Raw genomic sequence first — 25,643 nt, 5'->3', positions numbered from 1 at the left:
GATATAATGACGAAAAAGGAGGCGGTTTTGATGTCTTTAGATTTTGGCAAAGAAGAAGAATCCTGCTGTGAACCTGAAGGGAACCATCGGAAAAGCCATCATTCAGATAAAGTTAAAAACAATCTGATTACAAGGCTAAACCGGATTGAAGGCCAAATTCGCGGTATTAAAGGACTTATCGAAAAAGATACGTACTGTGATGACGTAATCAACCAAATTTCCGCCACCCAATCAGCGCTAAATAGTGTTGCCAAAGTATTACTTGAAGGACATATGAAAAGCTGTGTCGTGGAACGAATCCAGGATGGGGATTATGAAGTTTTGGATGAGGTCCTGACAACAATCCAAAAATTAATGAAAAAATAATGGAGGAATCAAAATGGAAAATGTAACGTTAAATGTCAGCGGAATGTCTTGTGGTCATTGTGTCAAAGCGGTAGAGGGCAGCGTAGGAGCTCTTCAAGGTGTTAAAAAAGTGGCTGTTAAACTTGATAAGGGCCAAGTAGATATAGAATTCGACGCGAATGTCGTTTCCTTAAGCGCGATTAAAGAAACCATTGATGACCAGGGGTACGATGTAAAATAATGATAATAACAAAACGAGCCTGAGGGTTCGTTTTTTTTGCTGTGTTAAAGGGCATTGTTGATTTTTTAACACTGTTGATTGGAGTGGAAGGCACGAAAACTCCTGCGGGAGTACGGGGCAGGGGAGACCCCGCAGGCGCCAAAGCGCCGAGGAGGCTCCCCGGCACGCCCGCGAACCGCTCGCGCCTGGAGCGCAAATCAACAACCAAGTTTAACAGAGCCTTTTTTTTTGAATATTTCTGTCATCCCGAATGCAAAGTGGGAAGGAATAATTCAAAAAAACTCGAATATTATATTTTAAATATTCTGATAATGGTGAGGTGAGGTATATTAGGGCCACAAAAATAATTTTATGGTTGGTATCCTTGCTTTTACTAGGAATTAGCTTTTACGTATACTCACAATTTTATGGAACGCCTTGGGGGAAAAAACAACAAGAGGTGAGTATGGAGAAATATTTAGAAGAAAAATACCATCGTGATTTTGCCATAAAGAAGACTAGATATAACTTTTTAAGTGAAACGTATCAGGCCTATGCTTATCCACGAAAACAATCCCAACTTCTTTTCTTGGTTGAACAAGCACCAAATTCGAAAGAAGGCTATTCAGATACCTATTATAAAGTAAAATGAATGACCTCGGTAAATAAAACCGGGGTCATTCTATTTTTAATAATAGTATAATAGACCTAAAAAACTTTCAAAATTAAATTAGGAATTTTCCCAAGTAGAACTGAATAGTTATAAAGTACCGTCAAATAGAAATAAAATCCAAAAATAGAAATGAGAGTTTACACTCCAGGATATAAAATAGTCCTTTTGGAGTATTTTTTGATAGGGAGGTTTTACTTTACTGATGACGGCCCATAGTCCACCATGAGGAAAAGGAAAAAATCTGATCTTTAATGTGCGTAAAGGAGGAAAACATGAAGAGAAGAGATTTTGTAAAGTATGCGGGGGGCGGCATTGCATCATTAATTGTAGGGAGCGTCATGCCCTCATGGATCTCAAAAAACCCGCTGCTAGCCAACACAATACAAGTTCAGGAGCTTAATTTTACCATAACGGATGCTGTAAAGGATATGGCAACGCACAATTCAATAAACAAAGCACAATGTTACTTTTGGTTTTATAAAGAGAAAAATTTCCCAGCTGAGGTTCCAGGTCCTCATATTTATACAACGGCTGGCAATAAAGTAAAAGTTACGCTAACCAATTCCCTCGATGAACCGCATGCGTTTTACATAAGCGGATTGGTAGATAGTGGGCCCATTCGTCCAGGAGAAACAAAAACAATTGAATTTACCCCACAAACAGCGGGGAGTTATTTATATTACGACAATTTAAACGCACCTGTGAACCGGGTAATGGGACTTCACGGGGCATTAGTAGTCATGCCAAGTAGGGCTGTTAGCGGGCACCGATTCACCCCATATTCTAATCCAACTCCGTCTATCCAACAGCTATTTGATGATTTTGGTTCAACTGAACATTTCCCAGGATTAGCATGGGAGCAAGGGGATAATGCCACCCATACCCCTGCATTTAGACAATATATTTGGATACTTCATGAAGCAAGCTCCCGTTTGTTTGAAGAGGTAGGGAAATATACACCTGGAAAAGATTATCCGGCTGCCCAATTCATGAAAGCTTTTCAATATGACCGTTACAGGCCGGATGGATTAAACAAAAAACCTGAATTCTTCACAATTAATGGACATTCAGGCTGGTTCGCGGCTCATAATCCGTATATTACTCCAAACCATAGGGTTGGAGAGCCGGTTGTAATTAGGATTTTAAACGCAGGGCTATCCATGCATTCTTTACACATTCATGCAAACCACGTCTACCGAATTGGTGTAAATGGCGTTGTTCAGGAGAATCCGATTTGGATGGATACTTTAACGGTTGACCCACTGGAGATCTATGAATGGGCCGTTCCGTTTATTCGTCCGCCTGATGTTCCGAATGAGCGTGGAATCGGGCTTCCTGATAAACCGTTAATGTCCATCCCGAATCCAAGGATTGTCGGTTCTTCCCCTCACCCGGTATGGCCGCCAACGGAGGAATTGAACATACACTTGCCAGACATTGGTGAAAAGGTCGGTGATTATGATCTCGCTGTTCAATTATCACCAATTTGTTATCCGATGCATGACCACTCGGAAGCAAGCCAATCTTCGCAGGGCGGGAACTACGGATTGGGAATGATGAGTGGAATTCATTTTATTGGAGATCGGAATACACCTGGAGGAGTAACGACTTTTCCGAATGCTCCAACCTCTCATGGTCCGGAAAAAACAGGGGAGGCAGCTGGCCCAGAAATGGGGATGGATGGATCCCATACCATGACATCCAATACCACCAACACCAATGCAAGAACGAAGATAATCAATAACCCGATTAACACGGATCCCGTAAAGAATGAACACCAATTACACGGAAACTAGGAAATAGATTCATATAGAAAAAATTTTTATGAATGGGCAAAGGAGAAATGCTATGTCATCATCAAAACCAGGTTTTCAGATCCCCCGCCGGTCAGTAAAAGGTCATGAGGCCAGCTGGGTAAAATCATTCAATCCACCTAAGGCCAGTCCGCCAACGCCGGAGCTCTTAGCGCCGACAAATCCTGTACCTGCCTTTGTTGCAGCAAATGTTCCGGGTGCAACCATGCTGATTCCGAATACGCAGAGGGTTGATTTGATGCATGGCACGGATTTAAAAACGTGGGATGGCAAGAAACTGGAATTTTTTCTTATTGCAAATCCTGATGTCCCGGAAGCTGCGGAGGGGATCTTTCCAGGCCCAACAATCCGTGTCCCCCGTGGTGTTATTTATCACGGACAGGTTAAAGGACATGGACAGCCGCCACATACCATTCATTGGCATGGCATTGAACCAACTGCGATTAATGATGGGGTGGGGCACTGCTCCATGGAGGTAGGGGACTACGCTTATCAATGGCAGCCAAATCATATTGGCAGTTACTTTTACCATTGTCATAGGAACACCCTTCAGCATTTTGAATATGGCTTATATGGTTTTCTTATCATCGAGCCGCCTGATGCCTATGACCCAAAGGATGGGAAGAATGTAGGGGGTTATCCTCGCCGGACAGCCGCCAATCTTACAAATTTCCCGAAATTCCCTGGATTTGTTGGCGGCAGTCTTGAAAGCGGTGATCCACATGCGATGACGGTTCCATATGACGTCGAGGCCTTATGGGTCATTGACGACATTGATTCCGTCTGGCGTGTACAGGCAGAGGATGCGCATCAGACCTTTCCAGAGCATGGTGATGAACCGGGAGTAAATGATGATTTTCATTTTAATGACTCTGGAAAATATAATTTCTTTGCCTTTAATGATTACAATCCCGATTATTTTGTTGTTACAGGTGAATACTTCCCTGGCCGTGTTGGGGGGACTGCGTCCATTCGACCTGGTGTGACTATCCCTGCCGCCTATAATAGCGGGGTTGAGGGAATGCAGGTTTCCATTAATGCAAAGATAAATCAGACAGTCCTGGTGCGTATGCTATGTGCTGCGTATGTGAAGATCAAAATTACGTTTCCGGTAGATGTCGTCGTGATTGCCTGTGATGGACGTTCCTTCGGTGTTCCGCCGTTTGGTAAATATAATCATCCATACACGCTTAAGGCCGGTACTTCATTTGAGATGAGCACGGCACAGCGCTGTGATGTGTTATTCAGGACCGAAAAACCAATGAACACACTTGCTCAAGTAGAATATAGACATCATTTGAGTGATGCTTTTCTTTTAAATGGCAGGATTCCGATTACAGTTAAGTAATCGTTGGCAGACAGCCTCCCAGTCGATAGGGGGGCTTTTTTAGGACGTTTATACTACTTTTCTGCTCTCTTGAATAAATTTTTTACTAGAATTTTCTAATTTAAAGAGGATTTGTAAAAGATTGTGAGAATTAAGTTAGATAATCTTTCTAAATTCCTAGGAGGATAGAAGGGGGTTCATTTATGAGCAAATTAATCGTATTATTTTTCACTGCCTTTTTGTTGATTCCATCCATTGCGAGTGCGCACACGCAGCTAACAGGTTCCACCCCGGCCGAAGGAGGGATTATTTCAGACGAACTTAAAGAGATTACGCTGAACTTTGCTGAAAAAATTGAAAATCTAAGTACAATGAAGCTACTAAAGGATGGTACAGAAATTCCATTTAATCTGGTTCAAATCCAAGCGGAAAAAATGATTGGTACATTACCGGAACCCTTGGAAAATGGAGCCTACGTTATTCAATGGAATATAGCCGGAAATGATGGACATCCAATCACAGGTGAAATAAAATTTCAGGTTCAAAGGGAGCAAGTCAATCAGAACCTGAATACACCTTCCGCTAATCAAGAGGAGATCACCCTTGACGAGGATAAACCAATCATGCCTGTCGTTACTAACATTGAGGAAAAAATAGAAAAAAGTAGTTTAGAGCCACAGGAAAAGAATTCAAATTGGATGATTGCTATGTTAATCATCGGCTTTTTAGTCATCCTTGGATTGGCAGTAATTTTGTCATTTAGAAAGAAGTGAGCAAGCAATGAGCTATCTGATTCCTTTTACTGAATTTGGACAGTATTTATTGTTTTCCCTATTGGCGGGGCATGTTGTATTGCTGTTTGTTCCGGAAAACAAAAGACCTAATACGCTTATTTCTAAACCTGTTTTGCTGCTTTGTGTGCTTGGAATTATCGTCTTAACCTTTGCTCCGATTTTACAAGCTATCCTTTATTATAAAAACAGTTTTGGCTTATTATCAGCCATAATTTCTGTCGTAACCGGCTTTCAAATCGGCCGGGCGTGGATATTTTTATGTCTCTTTTCGCTGTGTTTATGGGTGACCATTTATGTAAATGGATCTAAATTTTTTCGGGCGCAGTGGCTGCTATTAATGATTTTTGCAATTGGGAATGCCGGTCATGCGGCCTCCCTTACCTACTGGCCAGGGATTGTTGCCCATACAATCCACTTCCTCATGATGACGACCTGGGTGGGGGTATTACTAAATGTTGGCTGGTTTTCGCGGGACCGGGATAATTGGCCACACTTTTTAAGCTGGTTCACTCCTTTAGCCATGGTAAGTTTTATCATCATTGTAATTAGCGGATTTTTCCTAATGTTTTTTGTCATGAAAAGCGGACAATATTTAAACAGCTGGCAGGTTCCATACGGAAGAATGTTACTTTTAAAACACATCAGCATTATTCCTGTCCTGGTCTTTGCATTCATAAACAGCTTTCTTTCCAAACAATCTATGAAGCTGTCAAACTTCAATCCCAGGCCATGGTTAAGGGCTGAAAGTATTATTTTATTGATAGTGTTCTTTTCCACCGGGGTATTAGGAACTCTATCCCCACCGCATGAAGTTTCCAGCGGATTTTCTACAAGGGATAAACAAACCTGGATGGATTGGCTTCTGGCAAAAAATATTACTCTCTTCAACCAAGTAGAACTCGCACCTACTGTTCCTTCAGCATTCCTAATGTTTATTTCTCTTCTATTTTTATTTCTTATCTTTATTAGCTTTAAAAAAATGAGCCCTGCCTTTGCTATTATTTTTGCTGTTAGTTTTATTCTCACAATCTATTTGGGGTTAATGTTTTCTGTGACAATAAGGATCTAACCGTCAGGGTGAAAAAAGTAATATTAAATAAGTCCTGCACATATAAATTTTTGTAGTGTTTTCATCTGTAATTTATTCTATTAATTTTTCCTAGGGATTTGGGAAACTTTTATCATAATTGTAGAAGGAGAAGTGGTCCAAATTTGAATAAAAGTTCAATATTCATGCTTATATTTTCCTTTATCCTATTAATGGCCATTTCTGCCATATCGGTTGTTATCATTGTGAAATCGTCTCAGCCGCCGCAAATGTTGGCCACGGAGAACAGTTTGAAGGCAAACATTAATAAGGTTTCAACCGATCAAAATCTTTCTAATGAGCAACTCCATTCTTCCAGCCACAAAGATCAATCTCCATTAAGTAAGCAAAACTATACAATTCTACCGACAAAAGCAATACAGAGGGGAACCCCGACTTTAACTGAACTGACAAATAATTTACAAAATAAGTGCGAAAAAGGCTCACGTGTTCGTTATTTCGAAATAATTGCTCTCAATATAGATATGGTTTACAACAAATTTGGTGATCATGTTCCAGATGGTAAAATTTTTGCTTTAAAAGAAGATGCTGAAAAAATACAAGGAGCTATCGCAAGGGATCCTGGTAAACCGGTCAAGGAAGTGGAGCCGCTAACAATCAGGGCTAATAAAGGTGACTGTATTGAAGTTACTTTTACCAATAAATTAAAAGAGAAGGCTTCTATCCATATCCAAGGTGTCGGGTATGACGTAAAGGGTTCAGACGGGACGAGTGCCGGATATAATCCTGATTCTACAGCAGCGCCAAATTCGGAAATCCGCTACCGATGGAATGCAGATGAAGAAGGCACATTCTTTTTTACAAATGGCGCTGACTTTACATATTTTACCGATCCAACTCATGGTAAAGGGACGATGGGAGATGGATTGTTTGGCGCTTTAATTGTGGAGCCTGTGGGGGCAAAATGGACGGACCTGCAGACGGGCGAAGAGATAAAAAGTGGAACAATGGCCAATATTGAACTGCCTGACCAACCAGACTTCCGAGAATATGCTTTGTTCTTTCATGATGGTGTTGAAGCAATCTCAGGCAGCTCACAACTTCCTCTGCCTAAGCCGCAAGAGGAAGAGAATCCTGATCCAGAGCCGCCTGATGGAGACGGGCAGGAGCAGCTTGGAATCGAAAAAGAACTATATGCGGTAAATTACCGTGCAGAACCCTCAGACGATCGAATAGAGCACGCAGCGACGGAAGATGGGAAAGACCCAACGAATTTTTATTCTTCCTGGGTATATGGTGATCCGGCCACTCCGATTACTCCGGCCTACATTGGGGATCCGATTAAATTTAGAATTATTGGAGCCAATCAGGATGAAAACCATGTGTTTCATTTACATGGACACCGCTGGAAAAGTGAAACAAAAAAAACGTTTACTGTAGACTCTGAAACATTAAACATCGGAAGTACCGAGACACTCTCTTTAACGAATGATGCCGGCTATATTCAGGGTGGGAAAGGAGCACCGGGAGATTATTTATGGCATTGCCATTTGTTTCCTCATTATTTTCAAGGGATGTGGGGGCTATTAAGAGTTTTTGATAAGCTGCAGCCAGAATTGATGCCCCTAAAGGACAGGAAGGCTCTTGAAAAGCCAACCGAAACAAATCCCGGATTCCCGAAATATATACCCGGTGAGTTGGGTAAACAGGCCCCCAAGCCGCCAGACCCTGAGCTACGACCGCCGACAGATGGGGAAAAAGCAGCACTAGGTGCATTGGTTCCTGGAGCGCCAAATTTTGACCGCTGCCAAAAGAATGCCCCAGTCCGGAAATATAACATTGTTGGGATTGAAACGGACATTGTTTACAATAACGCAGGCGACCATGACAAAAAAGGACGGATGTTTGTTCTCGCTGAAGATGAGGCAAAGGTTTTAAATGGAACCATGAGGCCCCGCCCACTTGTTATACGCGCCAATAAAGGAGATTGCGTCGAAGCGACACTGGAAAATCATTTGTATAAGGCAGAAAAGCCAAACAGGCTTTCGATTCATATTCATTTTGTCGGCTTTGATCCGCTTGGTTCAGATGGAACAGCGGTGGGGTGGAATTATAGTCAAAGTGTTCTTCCGGGAGAAAAAATTCGTTACCGCTGGAATGCCGATGAAGAGGGGAATATATTCTTCCATGACCATATGTCAGCCGCTGAAAAGGGCTTTCACGGAACGTTTGGGTCATTAATTGTGGAACCAAAGGGATCGAAATGGCTGGATCCGAAGACTGGATTAGAAATTCAATCTGGAACAGAAGCAATGATTGTACCGCCTGATAAAGAGGATTTTCGTGAGCAGGTCCTCATATATCACGATTTTGCCAGGATGTGGGATAAAAACGGAAAAATGCTTCCATTGGAGTCTGATCCTTCGCTGGTATATAAAGCACATGGATATGCCGCGGTCAATTACTCGAATGAACCATTCTTTAGAAGAAATAATGCGGATCCAGCTTATGTATTTAGTTCATGGGTGCATGGTGACCCACAAACACCTATTATTCAAACATATCCTGGAGATCCGATTAAAATCCGGTTAATTCAAGGTGCCCATGAAACACAGCATAACTTTAACGTCCATGGTTTGAGCTGGAAAAAAGAATCGGGGAACAAGGATACAGAGATAACCTCTACGCAATCCATCGGGATGTCAGAACAGTTTTCGATGGAAATTCAGCCGAATCCAGTTGGTGTCAAACAACGGGATTATCTATGGTCATCTCAGCCAATCGAGGATTTATGGAGCGGATTATGGGGATTTGTCCGGGTTTGGGGCGAACAAAATGCCAGTCTGAAGAGTCTGCCGGACCGTGCAGCATTGAAAACGAAAACAGACCCAGAAAAAGTGAAACAAATGAAAAAAGCCAATCGTAATCCGCTAAAACCGAAGAGTACCGGTAATCCATGCCCGCCTTCAGCACCGGTGAAAAAATTTGATGTGACTGCCTTTATGAAGGATATTCAGTACAACAAAGCGGGGGACCATGATCCATTTGGAATCATGTTTGCGTTAACCCAGGATGTTTCCGCCATTCTTAAGGGCCAAAAGAGTGCCGAGCCCCTTGTTATCCGGGCAAATGAAGGCGAATGCATTCAAGTGACGTTGAAAAACAACTTGCCCTTTAAACCGCCAGTAAATAAGAATGACCCAGACCTGTTAATGGCCGGGCAGGTATTTTGGAAAAACTCAAACCGTGTTTCTTTACATCCGCAAATGGTGCAATACGATGTACAAGGGTCGGATGGTGCAACCATAGGCTATAATTATGATCAAACCATAGGTCCGGGAGAGACGATTACCTATAATTGGTATGCAGACAAAGAGTACGGGGGGACGATCCTTTATGATTATGGGGACATTCGCAGTCATCGATTGCACGGTGCCTATGGGTCGCTCATCATAGAACCGAAGGGTTCTCAGTACAGAGATCCGATGACCGGGAAAACCATATTATCCGGCGCTCGGGCTGATATCATCGTCCCTGATAAACCTGATTTCAGGGAACAGGCGCTCATGTTTTCAGATGGACTTTTTACAATTGGAAAAGATGGGAGTGCGCCAACGCCTGGTGAAGTCGACCCAAAAACGGGTGAACATGCCGATATGGAAGACCGTGGTGAAAAGGGAATCAATTATAGCTCTGAGCCGTTTAAACATCGTCTGGCTGTCAACCCAGATAAGTCACTTGTATTCAGCTCGGTTATTCATGGTGACCCTTCAACTCCGATTCCGGAAGGTTATGTAGGGGACCCAATTCGTTTAAGAGTGATGCAGACAGCAGACCGCTCAAGAGGAAGTGTCTTTACGCTTCATAGCAATCGCTGGCATTTTCAGTGGACTGATCCTAATTCCAAGCTTGTATCGAGTCAAGGATCGCTGACTACCGGAGAATCGCTCGATATTATTCCAATTCAAAAAGAAGGTTTCCTAAATCCGGCAGGTGATTATCTCTATCGCGAGATGAAGCTGAGACGATATTTGGAGGGCGGCTTATGGGGGATTCTTCGCATACATGACAAGCCGAAAAGTCAATTGCATACCCTGCCTGACCGTCAGCCTAGTCCACCTCAAAATGTTAGAGAAGGGAAACAATCCAAAACCATTGTTTGGGATAACTCTGTTAGCAAAGATATTGTCGGTTACAACATTTATCGGAAGGCGATTCTTGAAAAGGATTTTAAGAACGTAAACAGGGAGATTATCAATACGAATTCATTTACTGAAACAGACCCTCTGCCTTCTAAAAATTATTATTATGCAGTTACCGCGGTCGACCGTTATGGAAATGAGTCGCCATATAGTAAGGAAATAATAACCAGTCCATCTAGAGTAAAAACGTTATGGAGTAAAAAGGAAGAACTCAATAAAACTGGTCACATGTTTAGCTATAAAAACATGCAGCCAAACGAATATCTGGAGATAAAAAATGAGGATTTGAGTTTCCTAGAACCTTTGTTCCAAAATGCAAGAATCGAGATTAATAAGATAGGTGAAGAATTTTCAGGATTCAGCCGTCCGGTTGAAGTACGAGATAAAAAAATATGAAAACTCCCCGTATAAGTATTTTTTAAAAAAATATTTCTAATTGTAAAGGTGGGCGGTTAAGGTTGGAACCTAGAAAAAATATTCATTCCAGAAAAAAAATAAGGTGGAAACAAAATCCCTTAAAACGACTATTTATCATGATATTATCAGTGCTAGTGCTGTTAAGTGGAGGAATTTTCTGGGCACAAGCAGATACGATAGAAAAACCTACTTTTAAATTGACCAAAGTAGGGCCAATCGATCCAGATAACGGATTTCCAGTTTGGTATAAAGATGATGATACACGACTACAGCTTTGTCTTGATGTTAATGATCCCTACTGTGCTTTATTACCTGAAGAGATTCCGAATCCTGATGCACCAATTTCTCTAAAAAATAATAATTTCCCAGAAGAAGCCTTTTACCAGTTAGCTAGTTCGGTAATTGATAATCTTCCAAATGATGGAAGGGCTGTTGGGACATTTGCCTTGGAAGCAGCTTTTGGAAATGGTTTGCCAGTTGATGGGGACCAAATTGTCTTCGGCAGGGTCCGCTTCAGAATTGATGGACTAGTGACGGGAAAAAAATATAAAATTACTCACCCATATGGTGTGGATGAATTAGTTGCAACAGCTGCAGATAAGAAAGATCCAACAAATGGAGAAATTCGATTCGTAGAAGATATCGGTCTTTCTGGCGGGTTCACTGCCGCGATGAATAGCCGTATTGGATCTTTTTTGGAATGGGATGAAGGTGCACCTGAAGGATATGTGGGAGATCCGAATGAGGACCACAAAATTAAGGGCGGCTATAAAAACTATTTCATGATTGAAGGAGTAGGAGTAGGGGCTAATGCGGCTGCTGGCAATAAATGTGTTGGTTCAGATGGAATAGAAGCCAACTGTATCAAAACAGATCTATTTAGTTTAATGGGCAAAAAAGCCACTACAGCTGGTGTGGATGTAATAAAAGCAACCTACAACCGCAATCTTGATGATAAGGGTAATCCTATTGATGGCGGAACGATTGATGTTTTTGCTTATACAGAAGAAGATCAGGATTACAAGATTGATGTAACCGAAAAGGGTGCGGAAGATAAGCCAATTCGGATGAGAGGTTCTAAAGGGAAATATTTTGCCCGACTTCCATTTACTGGACCCAAACCAAAGACATTAACCATAACGAATGTATCGGATAAACCAAATTCTGTAAAAACTATCGATCCTGTTGACAAGGTAACAGGGGAGGCCAGTGCAACTTATAATGATAAAACCTTTACCATTACCGTGAAAGCCAATTCAAGTGATAATGTGAATAAGCCGACTCTCACTGTTGATGGCTTTGAAGGGAACATTACTGAAAATGGATTGACGATAAGTTCAAGTTATTTACCGCCCGACATTACAATAAGTTCTACAGGTGGAGGGTCAGTTACCATTCCAGTAGATGTCAGTGGTGAGGCTTCCAGTCCTCCTGTGGCCAATGCCGGGGACCCTATAACGGTCGTGGCTGGTGAAACGGTAACCCTTAATGGTTCGAAATCTACCGGTACATTTGATCAAATTGAATGGACACAAGTCGCTCCTCAGCCGCCAAACGTTGTCCTTGATAAACCGAATGAACTAGTCACCAGCTTTACAGCTCAACCTGATATGGGTGAGCTTGAATTCCAGCTTAAGCTTACAAATTCAAAAGGGGAAGAATCAACGAGTAACGTAAAGGTTACTGTCAAGAATGCCCTGCCTCCAGTTCCTGTAGCAAAGGTAATTGTAGGTCCTAAATCGCAAGTTGATCAGGGAACGGAAGTTACATTGGATGGCAGCTCTTCGACTGATGCACTGACGTACACGTGGGAGCAAACCCAAGGGCCTCAAGTGAACCTTGATTTAGCCGATCCTGCGAAACCAAAGTTTAAGTTTCCAAAGCAAAATACGACTTTAGAGTTTAGTCTGAAGGTAACTGGAAAAGGGGGAACGTCTGATCCAGTAAAAGTTCAGATAACGACTCATGCCGATAAATTAACTGCACAGCCTGCCGAATTCCGTACAAGGATTTCGACCTGGAGGCTGGACGGTACTTCAGATGTAGTTGGACCTGGTGTAACAGTTACTATTTATCTGGTTGATCCAAAAAAGAATGTGAAGGAATTAGGCAAGGCTGACGTTGATACTTTTGGTGCTTTTAGATTTAGAGGTACAGGTCCATCGTTTTTATCGGGGAGTACCCTTAAAATCGTATCAAGCTCTGGCGGTATATTAGAGAATGTTTCGATTGTACGTAAATAAAAATTGATTAGATTTTTTCCCATGCATAGATGAACGAGTTTTTTATGCATGGGAATTTTTTTTCATTTTCTTCGAACCGTATTGACGAACATTTCGTTAACTTATAACGAAAGCCCAATACGAAAAATGAAGGAGATGTCAGTTAATGAAAATTCGTTTTACCCTTGTAACTGTATTATCGTTAATTTCAATACTTTTGTTTGGTGCGGTGGCATTCGCTGCGACTGATTTTACGCAAAATGGATTTCCAAAAGTAGTGGCTGAAAAGAAAATTGAAGCAGGGGAAGCGGCAAGGATTAGTCATTCCGGAATCAAAATTACCATACCAGAAGGAACTTTTTCTCATGATGTGACTTTTCAAGTTCTTGAAGGGGATAATAGCTTTTTCCAAACAAAAGCACCAGCCGGTGAAACAGTAGTGATGAATTTTGCTTTCAGGGTAATAGATATGGAAACCAATCAACTCATTGGAGCATTTAATAAGCCGCTTACATTTAGCTTTAAAGATAAAGATATTAATAGTGGGAGTATTTACTATAATTTTAAACTGGATGGTACTTTGGCTAATAATAATGCCGCATCTTCTATTGAGGGAAGGACCCTAAGCCATCCTGTCGGCGGTGCCCCTGTTGGCTGGGTAATAACCTCCCCATCAAACAGTATCAAAAAATAACGGAATACCCAAATACTTAACCAAAAAGCCCCTGATTCTCATTTCCGAGAATCAGGGGCTTTTTCATTATGTTCCTAATACCTTTTTCCCACGGGGCTGGGTTCCATTGGCATCTGGTTCGAGTGAAACACCTATCGCTTCAAAAGCTAAGTCATTATCATGCAAGGGGTAGGAGAGGAAACCATTTCCATCCTGATCCACTTGAAATGTACCACAGCTGGTTCGTTTTCCATCATGGATTAACCAAACCTGATAGGCTTCTGAACCATGAGTGGAGGCCAGTCCATGAACCTTGAACACCAATTGTCTTGCATCCCCTTGCTGATAGAGCCAGGCATTACCTTGTGCGGAGCTTGAAGCGGAATCCGCAGATTTTAAGGAATAAACTTTTACGACCTCAGCAGGGAGCTGTGTTTTTTCTTTTACCTCAGCCAGCTCTTCCCTAAGTTGAAAATTGTTCCACAAAACACCGCCAGAGGTTAATAGAAGGACTGCAGCAGCAGCTCCAAATACGGTTTGCCGAATACGTCCAAATGGTTTAGATTCTGGACGAGGACTCTTTTCCACAAGGGTGGTGTTACTAGAGCTGTCATCTTGAAAAATGGCATTCATGACTTCTGACTTTAATCCAGAAGGTACTTCAACATCATCCAATTTAAAAGGGATCAAATTCCACGCCTCCCGCATTTCTTGGACTTCATTGCGACAATCTGAACAATTTAGAAGGTGTTCTTCAAATAAAATTATTTCTTCTTCTGTTGCTTCTCCGAGCATGTAAGAGACTAATTCAATGGACAATGAACAGCTATGATTAATCGTCATTTTTTCATTCCCCCATCTCCGTAACCATACGATTTCTTAAGATTTTAAGAGTTTGATGCAGCCGGCTCTTAATGGTGCCGATTGGTTCTTGTTTCATATCCGCTATTTCGCGGAGCGTATAGCCTTCCCAATACAGCCATTGAATAAGTTCAATTTGGCTGTTTGATAGATATTGATAGGCTTTTTGTATTTGTTCTCGCAAGAGCTTTCTTGACACAATTTCTGCCGGATTATTGGCAGGGTATCCTGGGATTTGCTCCAACTGGTCCTGTCCGAATGCGATAAAGGAAGATTCCTTTTTTTCTTTCCGGTGATGGTCAATGGTGATATTTCGTGTAATGGTAAGAAGCCAATTCACAAACTGGCCTTTTTCTGGGTTGTACCCCGTCTCCGTTGTCCATATCCGCATAAATACAGCTTGGACGATCACTTTGGCTTTATCAGGATCCTTCGTCGCTTTTAAACTAAACGAGTATACGAGTTTAATATAGCGATCATATAATTCTTCTAAAGCAGGGCGATGTTTTTCTTTAATTAATTGCATCAATTCGACATCACTCTTTTTTTGCATAAAAAAGGCAATCCCCCTCATTATTTCCCTGATTCCTTTACAAAAATAAACGAATCAAAAAGAAAAACGGTTTGTAACATTATATAGAAATTTAGATGAATTATGGTGACAAGCCCCATGTTTTTTTGAAAAAAGTAGACCTCGCCGTTGACGAGGTCATAGTCAGGTTTTTATTGAGAAATAGAATTTGATTTTGCGATGTTGGTTGTTTCTGGTACGCGGAGGAGAACCAGGCCGCCGATGATAAATAAGACGACTAAGCTGAATACCCCGCTGTTTGTATTTCCAGTCACATAGGCTGTAAATCCCATTAGTGAAGGCCCTAGGATGGCGGCGAATTTATAAAAGATACTATAAAAGCCGAAAAATTCGTTTGCATGTTCTTTTGGCACAAGCTTGGCAAAGTAGGAGCGGCTTAATGCCTGAATTCCCCCTTGTGAAGAAGCAACAAGCATCGCAAGAATCCAAAAATCTAACGTCGTTTTTAAGAAATAGGCATAAGTACAAATGACGATATACACAAATATACCGACGAGCAGCATGGTCTTTGCATTAAATTTATCGGCAAGTTTTCCATACAAAACAGCAAAGGGCGCCGCCACGACTTGAGTAGCAAATAAAATGATTAATAGACTTTGTGAATCGATTCCTAAATCTGCTCCATATGTGGTTGACATGGTAATGATTGTATTAACCCCGTCAATATAAAAGAAATAAGCAAGTAAAAATAGAAATAACGGGCGATATAATTTAATTTTGGAAAACGTGCTAAAAAACTGTTTAAAACCATTCACTATCGGGTTTGGAACTCGTTCTTTATAATATACCTGGTTAACATTTCTTAGCATCGGGATAGTGAACAATCCCCACCACAACGCGGTAATCGCAAACGAGATTTGGCTTGCAACAGAAACGGATAGAGGAAGGATCTCTTGCTGCGCAAGGATGATCAGTGCAATTCCAATAATGAAGGGAATCGTGCTGCCGATATAGCCCATCGCATAACCTTTTGATGAAACCTGGTTCATTCGTTCCTCGGTCGTTACATCCACTAGAAAAGCATCATAGAAAATATTGGTTCCGCCAAAGCCAATGACCGTTACCATATAACAGATTAGCAGGATTAACCATTGGTCGCTTGGGACTAATGCCAGTAATAAGGTAAAAATAATGCCTAAAGCAAAAAAGAAGGTGAAAAATCGTTTCTTGAACCCTTTGAAATCGGCGATGCTGCCCAAAACAGGTGCACAAATGGAAATCAGCAGGGTCGCAAACGAATTGGCATAGCCCCAGTAGGCAGTGGAAGTTGCCGCTGCGAGTCCTGCCTCTTTGGCAGCTGCCTTAAAATACAAAGGAAAAACGGCAGTGGTGATTATAATTGAATAGGCGGAATTTGCCCAATCAAATAAAACCCAGCTTTTTTCTTTTTTTGTCATCCGGCTCATCTCGTATCCCCCTTTATTTTTTTATAAATCTAGTAATTCTTCAACTACGCTTCCATCTGTATTGCCTAAGCTGACACCGAGAAGCCTTGCGAAGGTTGGGCCTTCATCAATGAGTCGGATAGCAGGAAGAGTGATGTGGCGAATTCCTTTTCCTGCTGCCATTAGAATGGTTCCATAATTCTCTTTTTCCGGTGAATAACCGTGAGTGGCCAGGGTGTATTTTTTATCGAGAGTTACCTCTTCTTGTGTAATTGATTTGAGATATTCTCCTTCATAGTCTTCTAGAAAGTAATAGCCCTTCCGTGCCTCCAACATAAATGCACATTGGCCGTCTGCCCCTTTTATCGCAGCTTGGTCACCGGTGAGAACTTTTTCAATACCCGAGTCAGGATCTTGAAGCAGGGAATCTAGCAATGACTGGAGTTCGCGGATTGTGGTTAAATCGTCTGGGTCCTTAAGATAAATATATGCGGAGCCATCGCAACTTTTACAGTAGGCCTTCCAATTAATTATTTTGCCTTTTGGATTGGTGGTGATGAGGTTTTGCTTGTTCAAAAGAACATTTGGATGTATTGCTTTATTCTCATCCATGGCGCTATGATCGCCTAAAACTACTATGGTTGAGTTTTCTTCGATTCCGCTTTCCTTTATTGCATCTAGGATTCTGCCGAGCCGAGTATGGTGGCGGTGAATCGCTGCGATGGCTTCATCGGAGGAAAAACCGTGATAATGGCGCTGGGAATCTAAATCTGTAAAGTGGATCATCATTAAATTGGGCTTCTTTGTTTTTATGGTATCTACTGCTGATTCGAGCACAAAGTTGTCCAACTCGGGCTGATTCAAACCGTTGCGTATTTGTCCGAAGCGTTTATTTAGTTCCCATTGATACCGAGGGGTCCCACTCATTAAAGAAACAAGAATTTGATTTTGCCATGGGCGGTTGGCGAAAATCTCCGGCATATTATAATCTATATTGGCTTTGGCTGTAACGGGCCATAACAGCGCTGCTGTTGTCATGTTTGCTTTTTTGACTTCATCATAAAGGGTTGTCCCGTGAATAGAATCACGGAACCAATTCCAGTCCGGGGAAAGCCTTCCAGGCTGGAGCAGGGTATTATTAATGACTCCATGGCGGATGGGATAGTTGCCAGTCACGATCGTGGCGTGACAGGGATATGTGATAGATGGGTAGATGGATTCAACATGTTGGACGTAGGCCCCGTTATTTAGAATGGTCTTAAAATGTGGCAGGTCTTGAATGATGGGAAAATCTAAAGCTGAGAGACAATCAAAGGATATAATAATTAGGTGGTCAGTAAGACGATTCATGAAAAACCTCCGGATCGGTTGTACAGATAATTCAATTGTACTACAGGAAGGTAGAAATGGAAGAAGGGTTATAAAATATTTACGGAATCTTTGAAAAATTAACATTGGAAATAATATGTAATAATGATTTTTCTAGTATAATGTATATATATTAATCGTCGTCTTAAAGAGGGGAAAGGATTTATGCGAAGTTTTAAAAGTTATTTTTTAGAAAAAGTAATTAAACTTTCTGTTAAAAGAGTAATGGGCAAACGGATGCTGGAAGTGGGGATTGAAGAAAGACGGCAAAAACTCGATGCAGCTTCAAAAAGATTAAGGATGCCGAAAGACAGTAAGGTGGAATCCATTCAGATAGAAGGAATGTATGCTGAGTGGATTTCTTCTCAAGGCTCTCTGAATGATAAGGTGATTCTGTATTTACATGGCGGCGGGTATGAATACTGCTCCGTTCAAACTCATCGCACGCTTGCGGCGGGTATTGGGAAGGCAGCAGGGGTGAAGGTTTTGATTCCTGAATATCGGCTGGCGCCTGAGCATCCCTTTCCCGCCGCAATTGAAGATGCTGTCCGTATATATCGGTGGCTGCTTGAAGAGGGGTTTCATCCTTCCAATATTATTGTTGCAGGGGATTCTGCCGGCGGGGGCTTAAGTCTTGCTGCCGCTTTAGTTTTAAGAGAACAGAATGAACCGCTGCCTGCTGGGATTGTCGCCCTTTCGCCATGGGTAGATTTAACAAGCAGTGGTGAAAGCTATAAAACAAACAAAGATTTGGATCCATATTTGAATGTAGAGGGTATATGGAAGGTGGCACGCGAATATGCAGGCAGGGAATCTCTTAATCATCCATTGATTTCACCTGTTTTTGCTGATTTATCAGGATTGCCCCCATTGTTTATCCAAGTTGGTAGTCATGAAATTTTGCAAAGTGATGCGGAGCTGCTCGCCGTCCAGGCAAGAAAGGGTGGGGTCGATGTATCTTATAAAGTTTGGGATGGGATGTGGCATGTTTGGCAAATGAGTGGTGATTTTTTGCCGGAAGCAAGAAAAGCAATTCAGGAAATTGGGGATTTTGTGAAAAGAATATTTAATTGAATGCAATTGTAATAATATTGCCAAAATAAATTTTTGCATCAAAAACAATCATTTAAATAGTTTTGTTTAAACGTTTCTGCTTGCGCAGAAGCGTTTTTCATTTTTTAATATAATATTTTGTGTTATAAAATGAATCCTGTTGGCACATAATGGAAAAGTCCTAAATTACAACATGAAAGAGGTTTCATATGAAGATTTGGTTTAATCGATGGTTTACGACTGTTTCGCATTATATGGATTTGATTCGTGCGAACGATGATGGTCGGAAATTTATTATTTATGGTACACATCCTAATAAAGATGCGCTATATCTGCAAAATTGTGATTACGCCTTTATTGAGCCGGAAGTGTCAGGGGATGAATATATTGCTTTTTGTCTTGATTTTTGTCAGAGACATGGAATTGATATTTTTATTCCGCGAAAAGAAAATGTGCTCATTTCGAAACGTTTAGCGGAGTTTGAGGCATTGGGTGTTAAAGTGTTGGTTTGCCCAGATAATGAATTAATGGAAACTGTTGACAATAAAGCAGCTGCCTATCGATCCGTAGCAAATAGGGTACCGAGTTTTTTAGTTCCAGATTATCACGTTGTCAATAATATCGAGGGCTTTAAAATGGCTTATGAGTCCTTGAAAGAAAAAGGTCATGAAGTTTGTTTTAAACCCGTCATTGGTGAAGGCGCAAATGGTTTTCGTGTCATCAAGGAAGAAGTTGATTCCATTCAGCAGCTTCTCCAGCATGGGATTCGATTTCGGATTCCGTACAAATATGCTTGTGAAATTTTTAGCCAGCAGGAATCCTTTCCAGATTTAATGGTGATGGAATATTTGGATGGAAGAGAATATAGTATTGATTGCTTGTCGTCCCAAGAAGAGCTCTATGCGGCAATTCCTAGGATGAAAGGGGATGGCCGGGTACGGGAGTTAGTAGAAAGCCTAGAATTAATTAATCTTGCTCGTGATTTTCATGAGGAATATAAATTGCCCTATGTTTTCAATATTCAAATGAAATATGGTAACGGGGTACCAAAGCTCCTTGAGATTAATCCAAGGATGAGCGGCGGGATGCACATTAGCTGCCTTTCAGGAATCAATTTCCCATACTTGGCAATAAAAATCCTCCTCGGAGAAACGGTGTGCCCAATGACACCTAAATTTGGAATTCGAGCCAGCCACATCGAAAAAGAAATGATCCTGAAGTACGAGGACATAAGCTAAATAAAAAATATAAGTAAAATTAAAAAGTGTCTTTCTGTGGTGTCAGGCACCATAGAAAGACACTTTTTGTGTTTTTGTCCGCCTGGGGTGGACAAGTTCTATATTGCGGGTTAGCTTACTTTGGAAAGTGGATGTTGCTTTTGTTGTTTTGATTTTAATATTGAGTAGACTGGGATTCCGATTATGGTTACTAGGATCGATAAGAATGCGTCCATTGGTTTGTTTATGACGGTACTGCCGATGATATATAAGGCGCCAATTATGGCCACGATTGGTGTAATTGGATATAAAGGGACTTTGTAAAGATTTTGGTTGTTGGATTTTCCCTTTTTTCTTAGTAAGAAGACAGCCACAAAGGATAGTGAATAGAACGTGAATACTGTAAATATGGCAATATCAGATAGACGATCAGGATCTGCAGCTAGCATCATAATGATGGAGATGGCCATTTGAAGCAAGGTTGCCCCCACGGGTGTCTTATATTTTGGATGAATTGAAGAAATGGCTTTAGCTGCTGGAAGGAATCCATCCTTTGCCATCGCAAAAGGGATCCGCGGGAATGTAAGAATTTTCCCATTTAAGCAGCCGAAAATTGAAACGAGAATGCCGATGGATAACAGGTTTCCGCCCATTTTTCCAAATAGAATAGCGGCGGCTGAACTTGCTGCATTCGGACCTAATTCCACAATTTTACTTGCAGGCAGTACGTGAAGCATGGCAAGGTTTACTGTTAAGTAGGCAGCGATTACGATTAATATCCCCGTTATAATAGCTTGAGGAAGTGTTTTGCTAGGGTTTTTCATTTCGCCGGCCATATATCCTACATTCATAAAGCCATCATATGCCCAAAGTGTTGCTAATACTGCTGCTCCCATGCTTAATGACTGTGTTACCCCACTGTCCATATTTAGGATTTGAACATCTCCTTGGAAAAGGCCGAAAACGGCAATCAAAATGATAGGAATTAACTTTCCAATCGTAGAGATATTTTGTATAAATCCACCATATTGCGTGCCTAATAAATTCATAAAGCCAAGGAAGAGTATGGTTACCATTCCTATGATGGTGTTGCTTTCCGCTGAGAAACCAAACAAGTTCGCCACAAGCGTACCAAAATAGAGACCAAGTGCGCCCATGATTGCAGGGCCGTAAATCAGGGTTTGAACCCAGCCGCATAAGAACCCCCAAAACTTTCCATACACCTCTTCAATATATGCATACAAGCCGCCTGTTTTGGGGATTTTCACACTGACTTCTGCAATTGTCAAACCGCTTGCCAGAGTAATGATTCCGCCAATAATCCAAGCCAATAGTGCAAGAGTTGAGTTGCCGGTTGAAGAAATAACGATTCCAGGTTTCATAAAGATTCCAGAACCAATTACTGTACCGACGACCAAAGATGTAGCAACAGCGAAGCCAATATTTTTCTTTAAATGTGCCTCATTCCCCATAAATCCGCCTCCCGTGAACATATGTATTTTCTAGATTTACACGAATTATAACATGAAAAATTTCTTTTATATTTTTTTGGAATATTTAAATTATTATTTAAAAATAGTTATAGACCTGGTTGTTAATTGGGTTGTTTTTGGTTATGGTAAGTGTATGAATTTAGAGGAAATTGAGGCAGGATTCATATGAGATTTTTAATAAGAACTCAGGTTTTAGCAGTATTAGTTTCATTTTTATGGGTTGTCTATCTCGTTATTGTGGCTTTTTTTAATCAGCCAGGCCGTGCTCTTCAGTATATTAACTGGTTTATTTATGGCTTCGCAATTCTATTTGCGATAATTTTTATATTTTTAACAAAATATATGATAAGTCGAAATTGGCTGGCTGCACCCTTGGTGCTGATCCCTTGTTTAATCCTATACCAGCCGCTGATGGAAGGCATTCTATTAAGGGTGGTTAATGAAAGCAACAGAATGATCCTAAATTTTCTCTCCCTTTCCACAGGTTCAATAAAGTTTATTTCCGTTATTTTCGGTGTTGTATTGGGTATTATGTTTTCAAGAGTAAAAAAGATTGAGTAAAGGCCGCGTAAAGCTGATCTATTTACAGGATCAGTTTTTTTCTTATTTAGTAAAAAGGGATTCTTTCTTCCATAAGTTGATCGATTGTTATACAGTATAACTAAGAATATTTACGGAAGAACTAACTTAAATGAAAGGAGGAGTCCCATTGACTTACACTGAATTGGAACTCATTGCCGAATCTAAAAAGGGTCATGTGAATAATGTGAAACTATATGAATACTTGGATCAGGCAAGGTTGGAATGGTACCGTTTTTGTATTTTGCTTGGTGTAGAAGCAGTAGCTGTACATATTGAAGTTGATTATAAAAAGGAAGTTTTCCAAAGTGACAAGCTTTTTATCACAACGACGATTGAACGTGTAGGGAATACCAGCTTTACGCTGAATCAAAAAATAATTAGGGATGAACATGAACTTGTCGTTTCGGCAGAGGCAGTCCTTGCAATCATCGATCGAAAATTAAGAAGTAAGGTAAGGGTTCCTGATGAGGTCAGAAACCTGTTAAGTAAAGATTCTTTACTTGATTACAGACCATTCGTTCCAACCACTTAAAAAAACAAAGGGACAAATCCCCTCTAATGGGAAGTTGTCCCTTTTACTTCTATTTAATACGGGGTGTAATCCACATTTGGTGTATAGTTGTTTGCAGCGTTCCATAATAAATATTCATTGACGCCCTGTGAATGAAGGGCGCGAATTTGATCTTCAATTTCCTGTTTCCCATACACTTTATAATTCCCCTTACCGAGCCAAGCAGCGGTGAAATCCTGAAGCCAGGGCCTTGAAGTAGGAGGGGTGGTCAATTTATTTAATCGGTTTTTTTCAACCTTTGCATATTCGGAAACAAGACGATAAGGATCTAAATCAGGTTTAGTGATTCCGAAAATCCCTGTCCAATGGCTGGGATAAATCATCGCAGAAATGACATCGACATTCTCAGCAATTTGGGAGAAATTTTGGCCAATTCCTTGTGCTTCAGGTATCACGGTCGCATTTCCAAACGTATCGACTGACATTTTGACCCCATAAGGCTTCAATTTTTCCTTCGCATATTTAACAAACCCAGTTACGGAAGCAACGCGATTGCCTCCTTCTTTTTGGCCGGTATAAGTTATTGTGCAGTCAAAGGTCGAAAATTTTTCCGGAAATCTGACATAGTCAAATTGAATCTCCTTAAATCCTATTTTCGCTGCCTCAATCGCCATGCCGATATTATAGTCCCAAACCTCTTTGACAAAAGGGTTCGTAAACGAATCACCCCGTGAATTTTTCCAAATGCCAGATGTAGTTTTAAACGACCAATCGGGGTTAGCGTTCGCCAAAACATTATCCTTAAATACGACAATCCGGGCGATCGGATATACATTATTTTTCTTTAGTGTCGACATTAATGTAGATGGGTTCTTAATATATGGACGACTAGCCGTATAAAAGGGTGAATTATTAGAGGGCTGAAAGGTGAGATTACCATGGTCATCTTTAATATCAATAACCATTGCATTCAATTCTGTTTGGTTGATCAGGTTCATTAATTTTTCAAAAATTGGGCCTTGCGTGTTTTCGGCTTTTACATAAATCCCCTTTATCGGCTCTGTGCGGGCTGAGATTGGGTTATTTATTGAAAAAGCGATCAGGACAATGAATAGAATAATAAATTTCCTCATATGCTCACTCCTTTTTCATTTTTTATTATCGTTTACCACCGGATCCTTTTTTTATGTATAATGTTTCTAAAAAGGGGTGAGCGAAGATGGAAGGGAAATGGCTGATTGCCGACCGAGATTTAAACGAGCGTGAAGGATTAAAGTGGCTGCTGAAAACTTCCTCCATTCCTGTAACCAACATTTTTCTAGCAGCGAATTTTCAAGAATTCATCGTTCTTTTTGAAAATGAATCCCCGGATATTGTGTTGATAGAGCTAGATATGGTCAGCAAGGAGGAATGGTACAGCTTCCGCGACCTCATGCAAATTTATGACCCCATTCTACTGCTGACTAGTGCCGAAGCAACCTTCGAAAAGGCAAGGCTCGCGATTGATATGCAGGCATTGGAGTTAATGATCAAACCTTTTTCGACAACCAAGGTCAAGTCCGCCTACCAAAAGGCGTCGAGGAGGCTTGGCAAAAAAAACACATTACATAGTAATTTTCATTCTAATTCATATAAAGATGTATCTTATGAAGCTTTATTTATTCCACATACCATGGACTCGGAGAACTACCATATCGCTGCGTACCAAACTGAAAGCATTGAGACGATTCCTACCTTGCATTCTTTTTTAACAGAATATCCCTTCAAGGATATGCACGGAATTTTTGCATTAAATGACATGGTGATTCTTCTCTTTAAGGAAACCTGCTCAAATATAAAGGAACAATGTCAAAAAGCGATGAGAAAGTGGGACGAGGAATTCTCCGAACCTCTTGCGATTGTGGTCCATAAGGGAAACTCGGCACCATTAACGCTAAATCAAAAATATTTGCAAACGAGAAAGATGCTCGAATTTACTTATTATAAGGGATACCAACAAGTAGTTGAGCTTGATTATTCGCCCGATTGGGTTCATATCGATCCTTTCCTGGCCCCTCCTGAGCAGCGCGAATGGGTGGACATGCTCGCGAACAGTGACTTAGAAAAAATAAAAAAATGGCTTTATGACGAATTTCTACAATTAAAAGAGCGTTATCCTGACCCAGGCTTAGTAAGAATCCGATTAACTAGTATCCTTGCTCAAGTGAGAAGGTATATGATGACCTATAATCTTGATGCGGACCAAAGCTATGAACGGGAGTACCGATATATTTTTAACTCTATTTTATATGACACCGTTCTTTACCGGACGGTGCAAAATCTCATCCTATTCGTACAAAAATTATTTTTAGGTGCCGAAGCAAGTATTCTTAATTTTAAACAAGACCCGATCGAGCGCGGCATTGCCTTTATGGAGGCAAATTTTTCGAACAGCGATCTTAGACTTGAAGATGTTGCCCAATATGTCGATCGAAATGCGTCCTATTTTAGCCATCTCCTGATTACAAAAACAGGCTCAAGCTTTACTGATTTTTTGACAAGGATTCGAATGAAAGAGGCAAAACGGCTTTTAACAGAAACCAACTTACCGGTTAAGGAAATTTCCCTGCTTGCTGGCTATCAAAATTCGAATTACTTTAGCAGAATGTTTAAGGAAGCAGTTGGAATCGCTCCAAGGGAATTTCGATTGAAAAAAATGGATATGCAACACAGTGAAAAAGACTCAGAATAAGCTCTGAGTCTTTTTTCTAAAAAAAATATCTTTTTCTAAAAATTTTATAGCTTTACAAGGTTATCCCCTAAATATCCTTTAGATAAAAACATAAATATTATACTTCATCTAATTT

21 protein-coding genes are annotated in these 25,643 nt (G+C 40.8%); 15 read left to right on the top strand and 6 right to left on the bottom strand.

Annotated features, from left to right (window positions below):
* Positions 1-30 precede the first annotated feature (30 nt).
* The 10 genes from ACIFOT_RS15280 to ACIFOT_RS15235 all read left to right on the top strand — a co-directional run bounded on the left by ACIFOT_RS15280 (position 31) and on the right by ACIFOT_RS15235 (position 13,756).
* A complete protein-coding gene (locus tag ACIFOT_RS15280; RefSeq protein ID WP_430065949.1) occupies positions 31-366 on the top strand; it encodes a metal-sensitive transcriptional regulator in 336 nt (111 codons plus the stop codon).
* Positions 367-379: 13 nt separating this feature from the next.
* Positions 380-586, top strand: coding sequence for a copper chaperone CopZ (gene copZ, locus ACIFOT_RS15275; protein ID WP_430065947.1), 207 nt, complete (start codon positions 380-382; stop codon positions 584-586).
* A 445-nt stretch (positions 587-1,031) separates the two neighbouring features.
* Positions 1,032-1,217, top strand: coding sequence for a hypothetical protein (locus tag ACIFOT_RS15270; RefSeq protein WP_430065945.1), 186 nt, complete (start codon positions 1,032-1,034; stop codon positions 1,215-1,217).
* Positions 1,218-1,510: 293 nt separating this feature from the next.
* Positions 1,511-3,034, top strand: coding sequence for a multicopper oxidase domain-containing protein (locus ACIFOT_RS15265; RefSeq protein WP_430065943.1), 1,524 nt, complete (start codon positions 1,511-1,513; stop codon positions 3,032-3,034).
* A gap of 52 nt (positions 3,035-3,086) precedes the next feature.
* Positions 3,087-4,400 (top strand): multicopper oxidase domain-containing protein, encoded by a 1,314-nt coding sequence (locus tag ACIFOT_RS15260; RefSeq protein WP_430065941.1) that lies wholly within the window; start codon positions 3,087-3,089, stop codon positions 4,398-4,400.
* A gap of 182 nt (positions 4,401-4,582) precedes the next feature.
* Positions 4,583-5,152 carry a copper resistance CopC family protein gene (locus ACIFOT_RS15255; RefSeq protein ID WP_430065939.1) on the top strand — a complete coding sequence of 190 codons (570 nt, stop codon included), beginning with the start codon at positions 4,583-4,585 and terminating at the stop codon, positions 5,150-5,152.
* Positions 5,153-5,159: 7 nt separating this feature from the next.
* Positions 5,160-6,242, top strand: a complete 1,083-nt coding sequence (locus tag ACIFOT_RS15250) for a copper resistance D family protein (protein ID WP_430065937.1) — start codon at positions 5,160-5,162, stop codon at positions 6,240-6,242.
* Between the two features lie 143 nt (positions 6,243-6,385).
* Positions 6,386-10,819, top strand: a complete 4,434-nt coding sequence (locus ACIFOT_RS15245) for a multicopper oxidase domain-containing protein (protein WP_430065935.1) — start codon at positions 6,386-6,388, stop codon at positions 10,817-10,819.
* A gap of 62 nt (positions 10,820-10,881) precedes the next feature.
* On the top strand, positions 10,882-13,083 hold the full coding sequence (locus ACIFOT_RS15240) for a PKD domain-containing protein (RefSeq protein WP_430065933.1): 2,202 nt from the start codon (positions 10,882-10,884) through the stop codon (positions 13,081-13,083).
* Positions 13,084-13,228: 145 nt separating this feature from the next.
* Positions 13,229-13,756 carry a hypothetical protein gene (locus ACIFOT_RS15235; protein WP_430065931.1) on the top strand — a complete coding sequence of 176 codons (528 nt, stop codon included), beginning with the start codon at positions 13,229-13,231 and terminating at the stop codon, positions 13,754-13,756.
* A 66-nt stretch (positions 13,757-13,822) separates the two neighbouring features.
* Here ACIFOT_RS15235 and ACIFOT_RS15230 read toward each other — a convergent pair whose 3' ends face one another.
* The 4 genes from ACIFOT_RS15230 to ACIFOT_RS15215 all read right to left on the bottom strand — a co-directional run bounded on the left by ACIFOT_RS15230 (position 13,823) and on the right by ACIFOT_RS15215 (position 17,923).
* Entirely contained in the window at positions 13,823-14,578 is a 756-nt protein-coding gene (locus ACIFOT_RS15230; RefSeq protein ID WP_430065929.1) for an anti-sigma factor, read from the bottom strand.
* Positions 14,579-14,582: 4 nt separating this feature from the next.
* On the bottom strand, positions 14,583-15,149 hold the full coding sequence (locus tag ACIFOT_RS15225) for an RNA polymerase sigma factor (RefSeq protein WP_430065927.1): 567 nt from the start codon (positions 15,147-15,149) through the stop codon (positions 14,583-14,585).
* A 170-nt stretch (positions 15,150-15,319) separates the two neighbouring features.
* Entirely contained in the window at positions 15,320-16,594 is a 1,275-nt protein-coding gene (locus tag ACIFOT_RS15220) for an MFS transporter (protein WP_430065925.1), read from the bottom strand.
* A 21-nt stretch (positions 16,595-16,615) separates the two neighbouring features.
* Positions 16,616-17,923 (bottom strand): ectonucleotide pyrophosphatase/phosphodiesterase, encoded by a 1,308-nt coding sequence (locus tag ACIFOT_RS15215; protein WP_430065923.1) that lies wholly within the window; start codon positions 17,921-17,923, stop codon positions 16,616-16,618.
* Between the two features lie 183 nt (positions 17,924-18,106).
* Here ACIFOT_RS15215 and ACIFOT_RS15210 point away from each other — a divergent pair, with 183 nt between their 5' ends.
* Positions 18,107-19,015 (top strand): alpha/beta hydrolase, encoded by a 909-nt coding sequence (locus ACIFOT_RS15210; RefSeq protein WP_430065921.1) that lies wholly within the window; start codon positions 18,107-18,109, stop codon positions 19,013-19,015.
* Positions 19,016-19,203: 188 nt separating this feature from the next.
* On the top strand, positions 19,204-20,232 hold the full coding sequence (locus ACIFOT_RS15205; RefSeq protein ID WP_430065919.1) for an ATP-grasp domain-containing protein: 1,029 nt from the start codon (positions 19,204-19,206) through the stop codon (positions 20,230-20,232).
* 110 nt (positions 20,233-20,342) lie between these two features.
* Here the strand turns inward: ACIFOT_RS15205 and ACIFOT_RS15200 are convergent, their stop codons facing one another.
* Positions 20,343-21,683 carry an APC family permease gene (locus ACIFOT_RS15200; protein WP_430065917.1) on the bottom strand — a complete coding sequence of 447 codons (1,341 nt, stop codon included), beginning with the start codon at positions 21,681-21,683 and terminating at the stop codon, positions 20,343-20,345.
* 186 nt (positions 21,684-21,869) lie between these two features.
* On the opposite strand from ACIFOT_RS15200, the gene ACIFOT_RS15195 reads away from it, so the two are divergent.
* Both ACIFOT_RS15195 and ACIFOT_RS15190 read left to right on the top strand, forming a co-directional pair.
* Positions 21,870-22,265: a hypothetical protein gene (locus ACIFOT_RS15195; RefSeq protein ID WP_430065915.1), complete on the top strand. Its 396-nt coding sequence runs from the start codon at positions 21,870-21,872 to the stop codon at positions 22,263-22,265.
* Between the two features lie 148 nt (positions 22,266-22,413).
* Positions 22,414-22,818, top strand: coding sequence for an acyl-CoA thioesterase (locus ACIFOT_RS15190; RefSeq protein ID WP_430065913.1), 405 nt, complete (start codon positions 22,414-22,416; stop codon positions 22,816-22,818).
* Between the two features lie 53 nt (positions 22,819-22,871).
* On the opposite strand, the gene ACIFOT_RS15185 is transcribed toward ACIFOT_RS15190, so the two are convergent.
* Positions 22,872-23,930, bottom strand: coding sequence for a putative glycoside hydrolase (locus ACIFOT_RS15185; protein WP_430065911.1), 1,059 nt, complete (start codon positions 23,928-23,930; stop codon positions 22,872-22,874).
* Positions 23,931-24,016: 86 nt separating this feature from the next.
* Between ACIFOT_RS15185 and ACIFOT_RS15180 the strand changes: the two genes are divergently transcribed.
* Positions 24,017-25,528, top strand: a complete 1,512-nt coding sequence (locus ACIFOT_RS15180) for a helix-turn-helix domain-containing protein (protein WP_430065909.1) — start codon at positions 24,017-24,019, stop codon at positions 25,526-25,528.
* The last annotated feature ends 115 nt before the right edge of the window (positions 25,529-25,643 follow it).

The organism is Neobacillus sp. NRS-1170, assembly GCF_050468025.1.
This window is presented reverse-complemented; position numbering and strand designations above follow the sequence as displayed.

Excerpts from the sequence above, each read along its gene's own strand:
- ACIFOT_RS15280 (WP_430065949.1), top strand. The coding sequence starts at position 31 with ATGTCTTTAGATTTTGGCAAAGAAGAAGAATCCTGCTGTGAACCTGAA.
- copZ (WP_430065947.1), top strand. The coding sequence starts at position 380 with ATGGAAAATGTAACGTTAAATGTCAGCGGAATGTCTTGTGGTCATTGT.
- ACIFOT_RS15270 (WP_430065945.1), top strand. The coding sequence starts at position 1,032 with ATGGAGAAATATTTAGAAGAAAAATACCATCGTGATTTTGCCATAAAG.
- ACIFOT_RS15265 (WP_430065943.1), top strand. The coding sequence starts at position 1,511 with ATGAAGAGAAGAGATTTTGTAAAGTATGCGGGGGGCGGCATTGCATCA.
- ACIFOT_RS15260 (WP_430065941.1), top strand. The coding sequence starts at position 3,087 with ATGTCATCATCAAAACCAGGTTTTCAGATCCCCCGCCGGTCAGTAAAA.
- ACIFOT_RS15255 (WP_430065939.1), top strand. The coding sequence starts at position 4,583 with ATGAGCAAATTAATCGTATTATTTTTCACTGCCTTTTTGTTGATTCCA.
- ACIFOT_RS15250 (WP_430065937.1), top strand. The coding sequence starts at position 5,160 with ATGAGCTATCTGATTCCTTTTACTGAATTTGGACAGTATTTATTGTTT.
- ACIFOT_RS15235 (WP_430065931.1), top strand. The coding sequence starts at position 13,229 with ATGAAAATTCGTTTTACCCTTGTAACTGTATTATCGTTAATTTCAATA.
- ACIFOT_RS15230 (WP_430065929.1), bottom strand. The coding sequence starts at position 14,578 with ATGACGATTAATCATAGCTGTTCATTGTCCATTGAATTAGTCTCTTAC.
- ACIFOT_RS15225 (WP_430065927.1), bottom strand. The coding sequence starts at position 15,149 with ATGCAAAAAAAGAGTGATGTCGAATTGATGCAATTAATTAAAGAAAAA.
- ACIFOT_RS15220 (WP_430065925.1), bottom strand. The coding sequence starts at position 16,594 with ATGAGCCGGATGACAAAAAAAGAAAAAAGCTGGGTTTTATTTGATTGG.
- ACIFOT_RS15215 (WP_430065923.1), bottom strand. The coding sequence starts at position 17,923 with ATGAATCGTCTTACTGACCACCTAATTATTATATCCTTTGATTGTCTC.
- ACIFOT_RS15210 (WP_430065921.1), top strand. The coding sequence starts at position 18,107 with ATGCGAAGTTTTAAAAGTTATTTTTTAGAAAAAGTAATTAAACTTTCT.
- ACIFOT_RS15205 (WP_430065919.1), top strand. The coding sequence starts at position 19,204 with ATGAAGATTTGGTTTAATCGATGGTTTACGACTGTTTCGCATTATATG.
- ACIFOT_RS15200 (WP_430065917.1), bottom strand. The coding sequence starts at position 21,683 with ATGGGGAATGAGGCACATTTAAAGAAAAATATTGGCTTCGCTGTTGCT.
- ACIFOT_RS15195 (WP_430065915.1), top strand. The coding sequence starts at position 21,870 with ATGAGATTTTTAATAAGAACTCAGGTTTTAGCAGTATTAGTTTCATTT.
- ACIFOT_RS15185 (WP_430065911.1), bottom strand. The coding sequence starts at position 23,930 with ATGAGGAAATTTATTATTCTATTCATTGTCCTGATCGCTTTTTCAATA.
- ACIFOT_RS15180 (WP_430065909.1), top strand. The coding sequence starts at position 24,017 with ATGGAAGGGAAATGGCTGATTGCCGACCGAGATTTAAACGAGCGTGAA.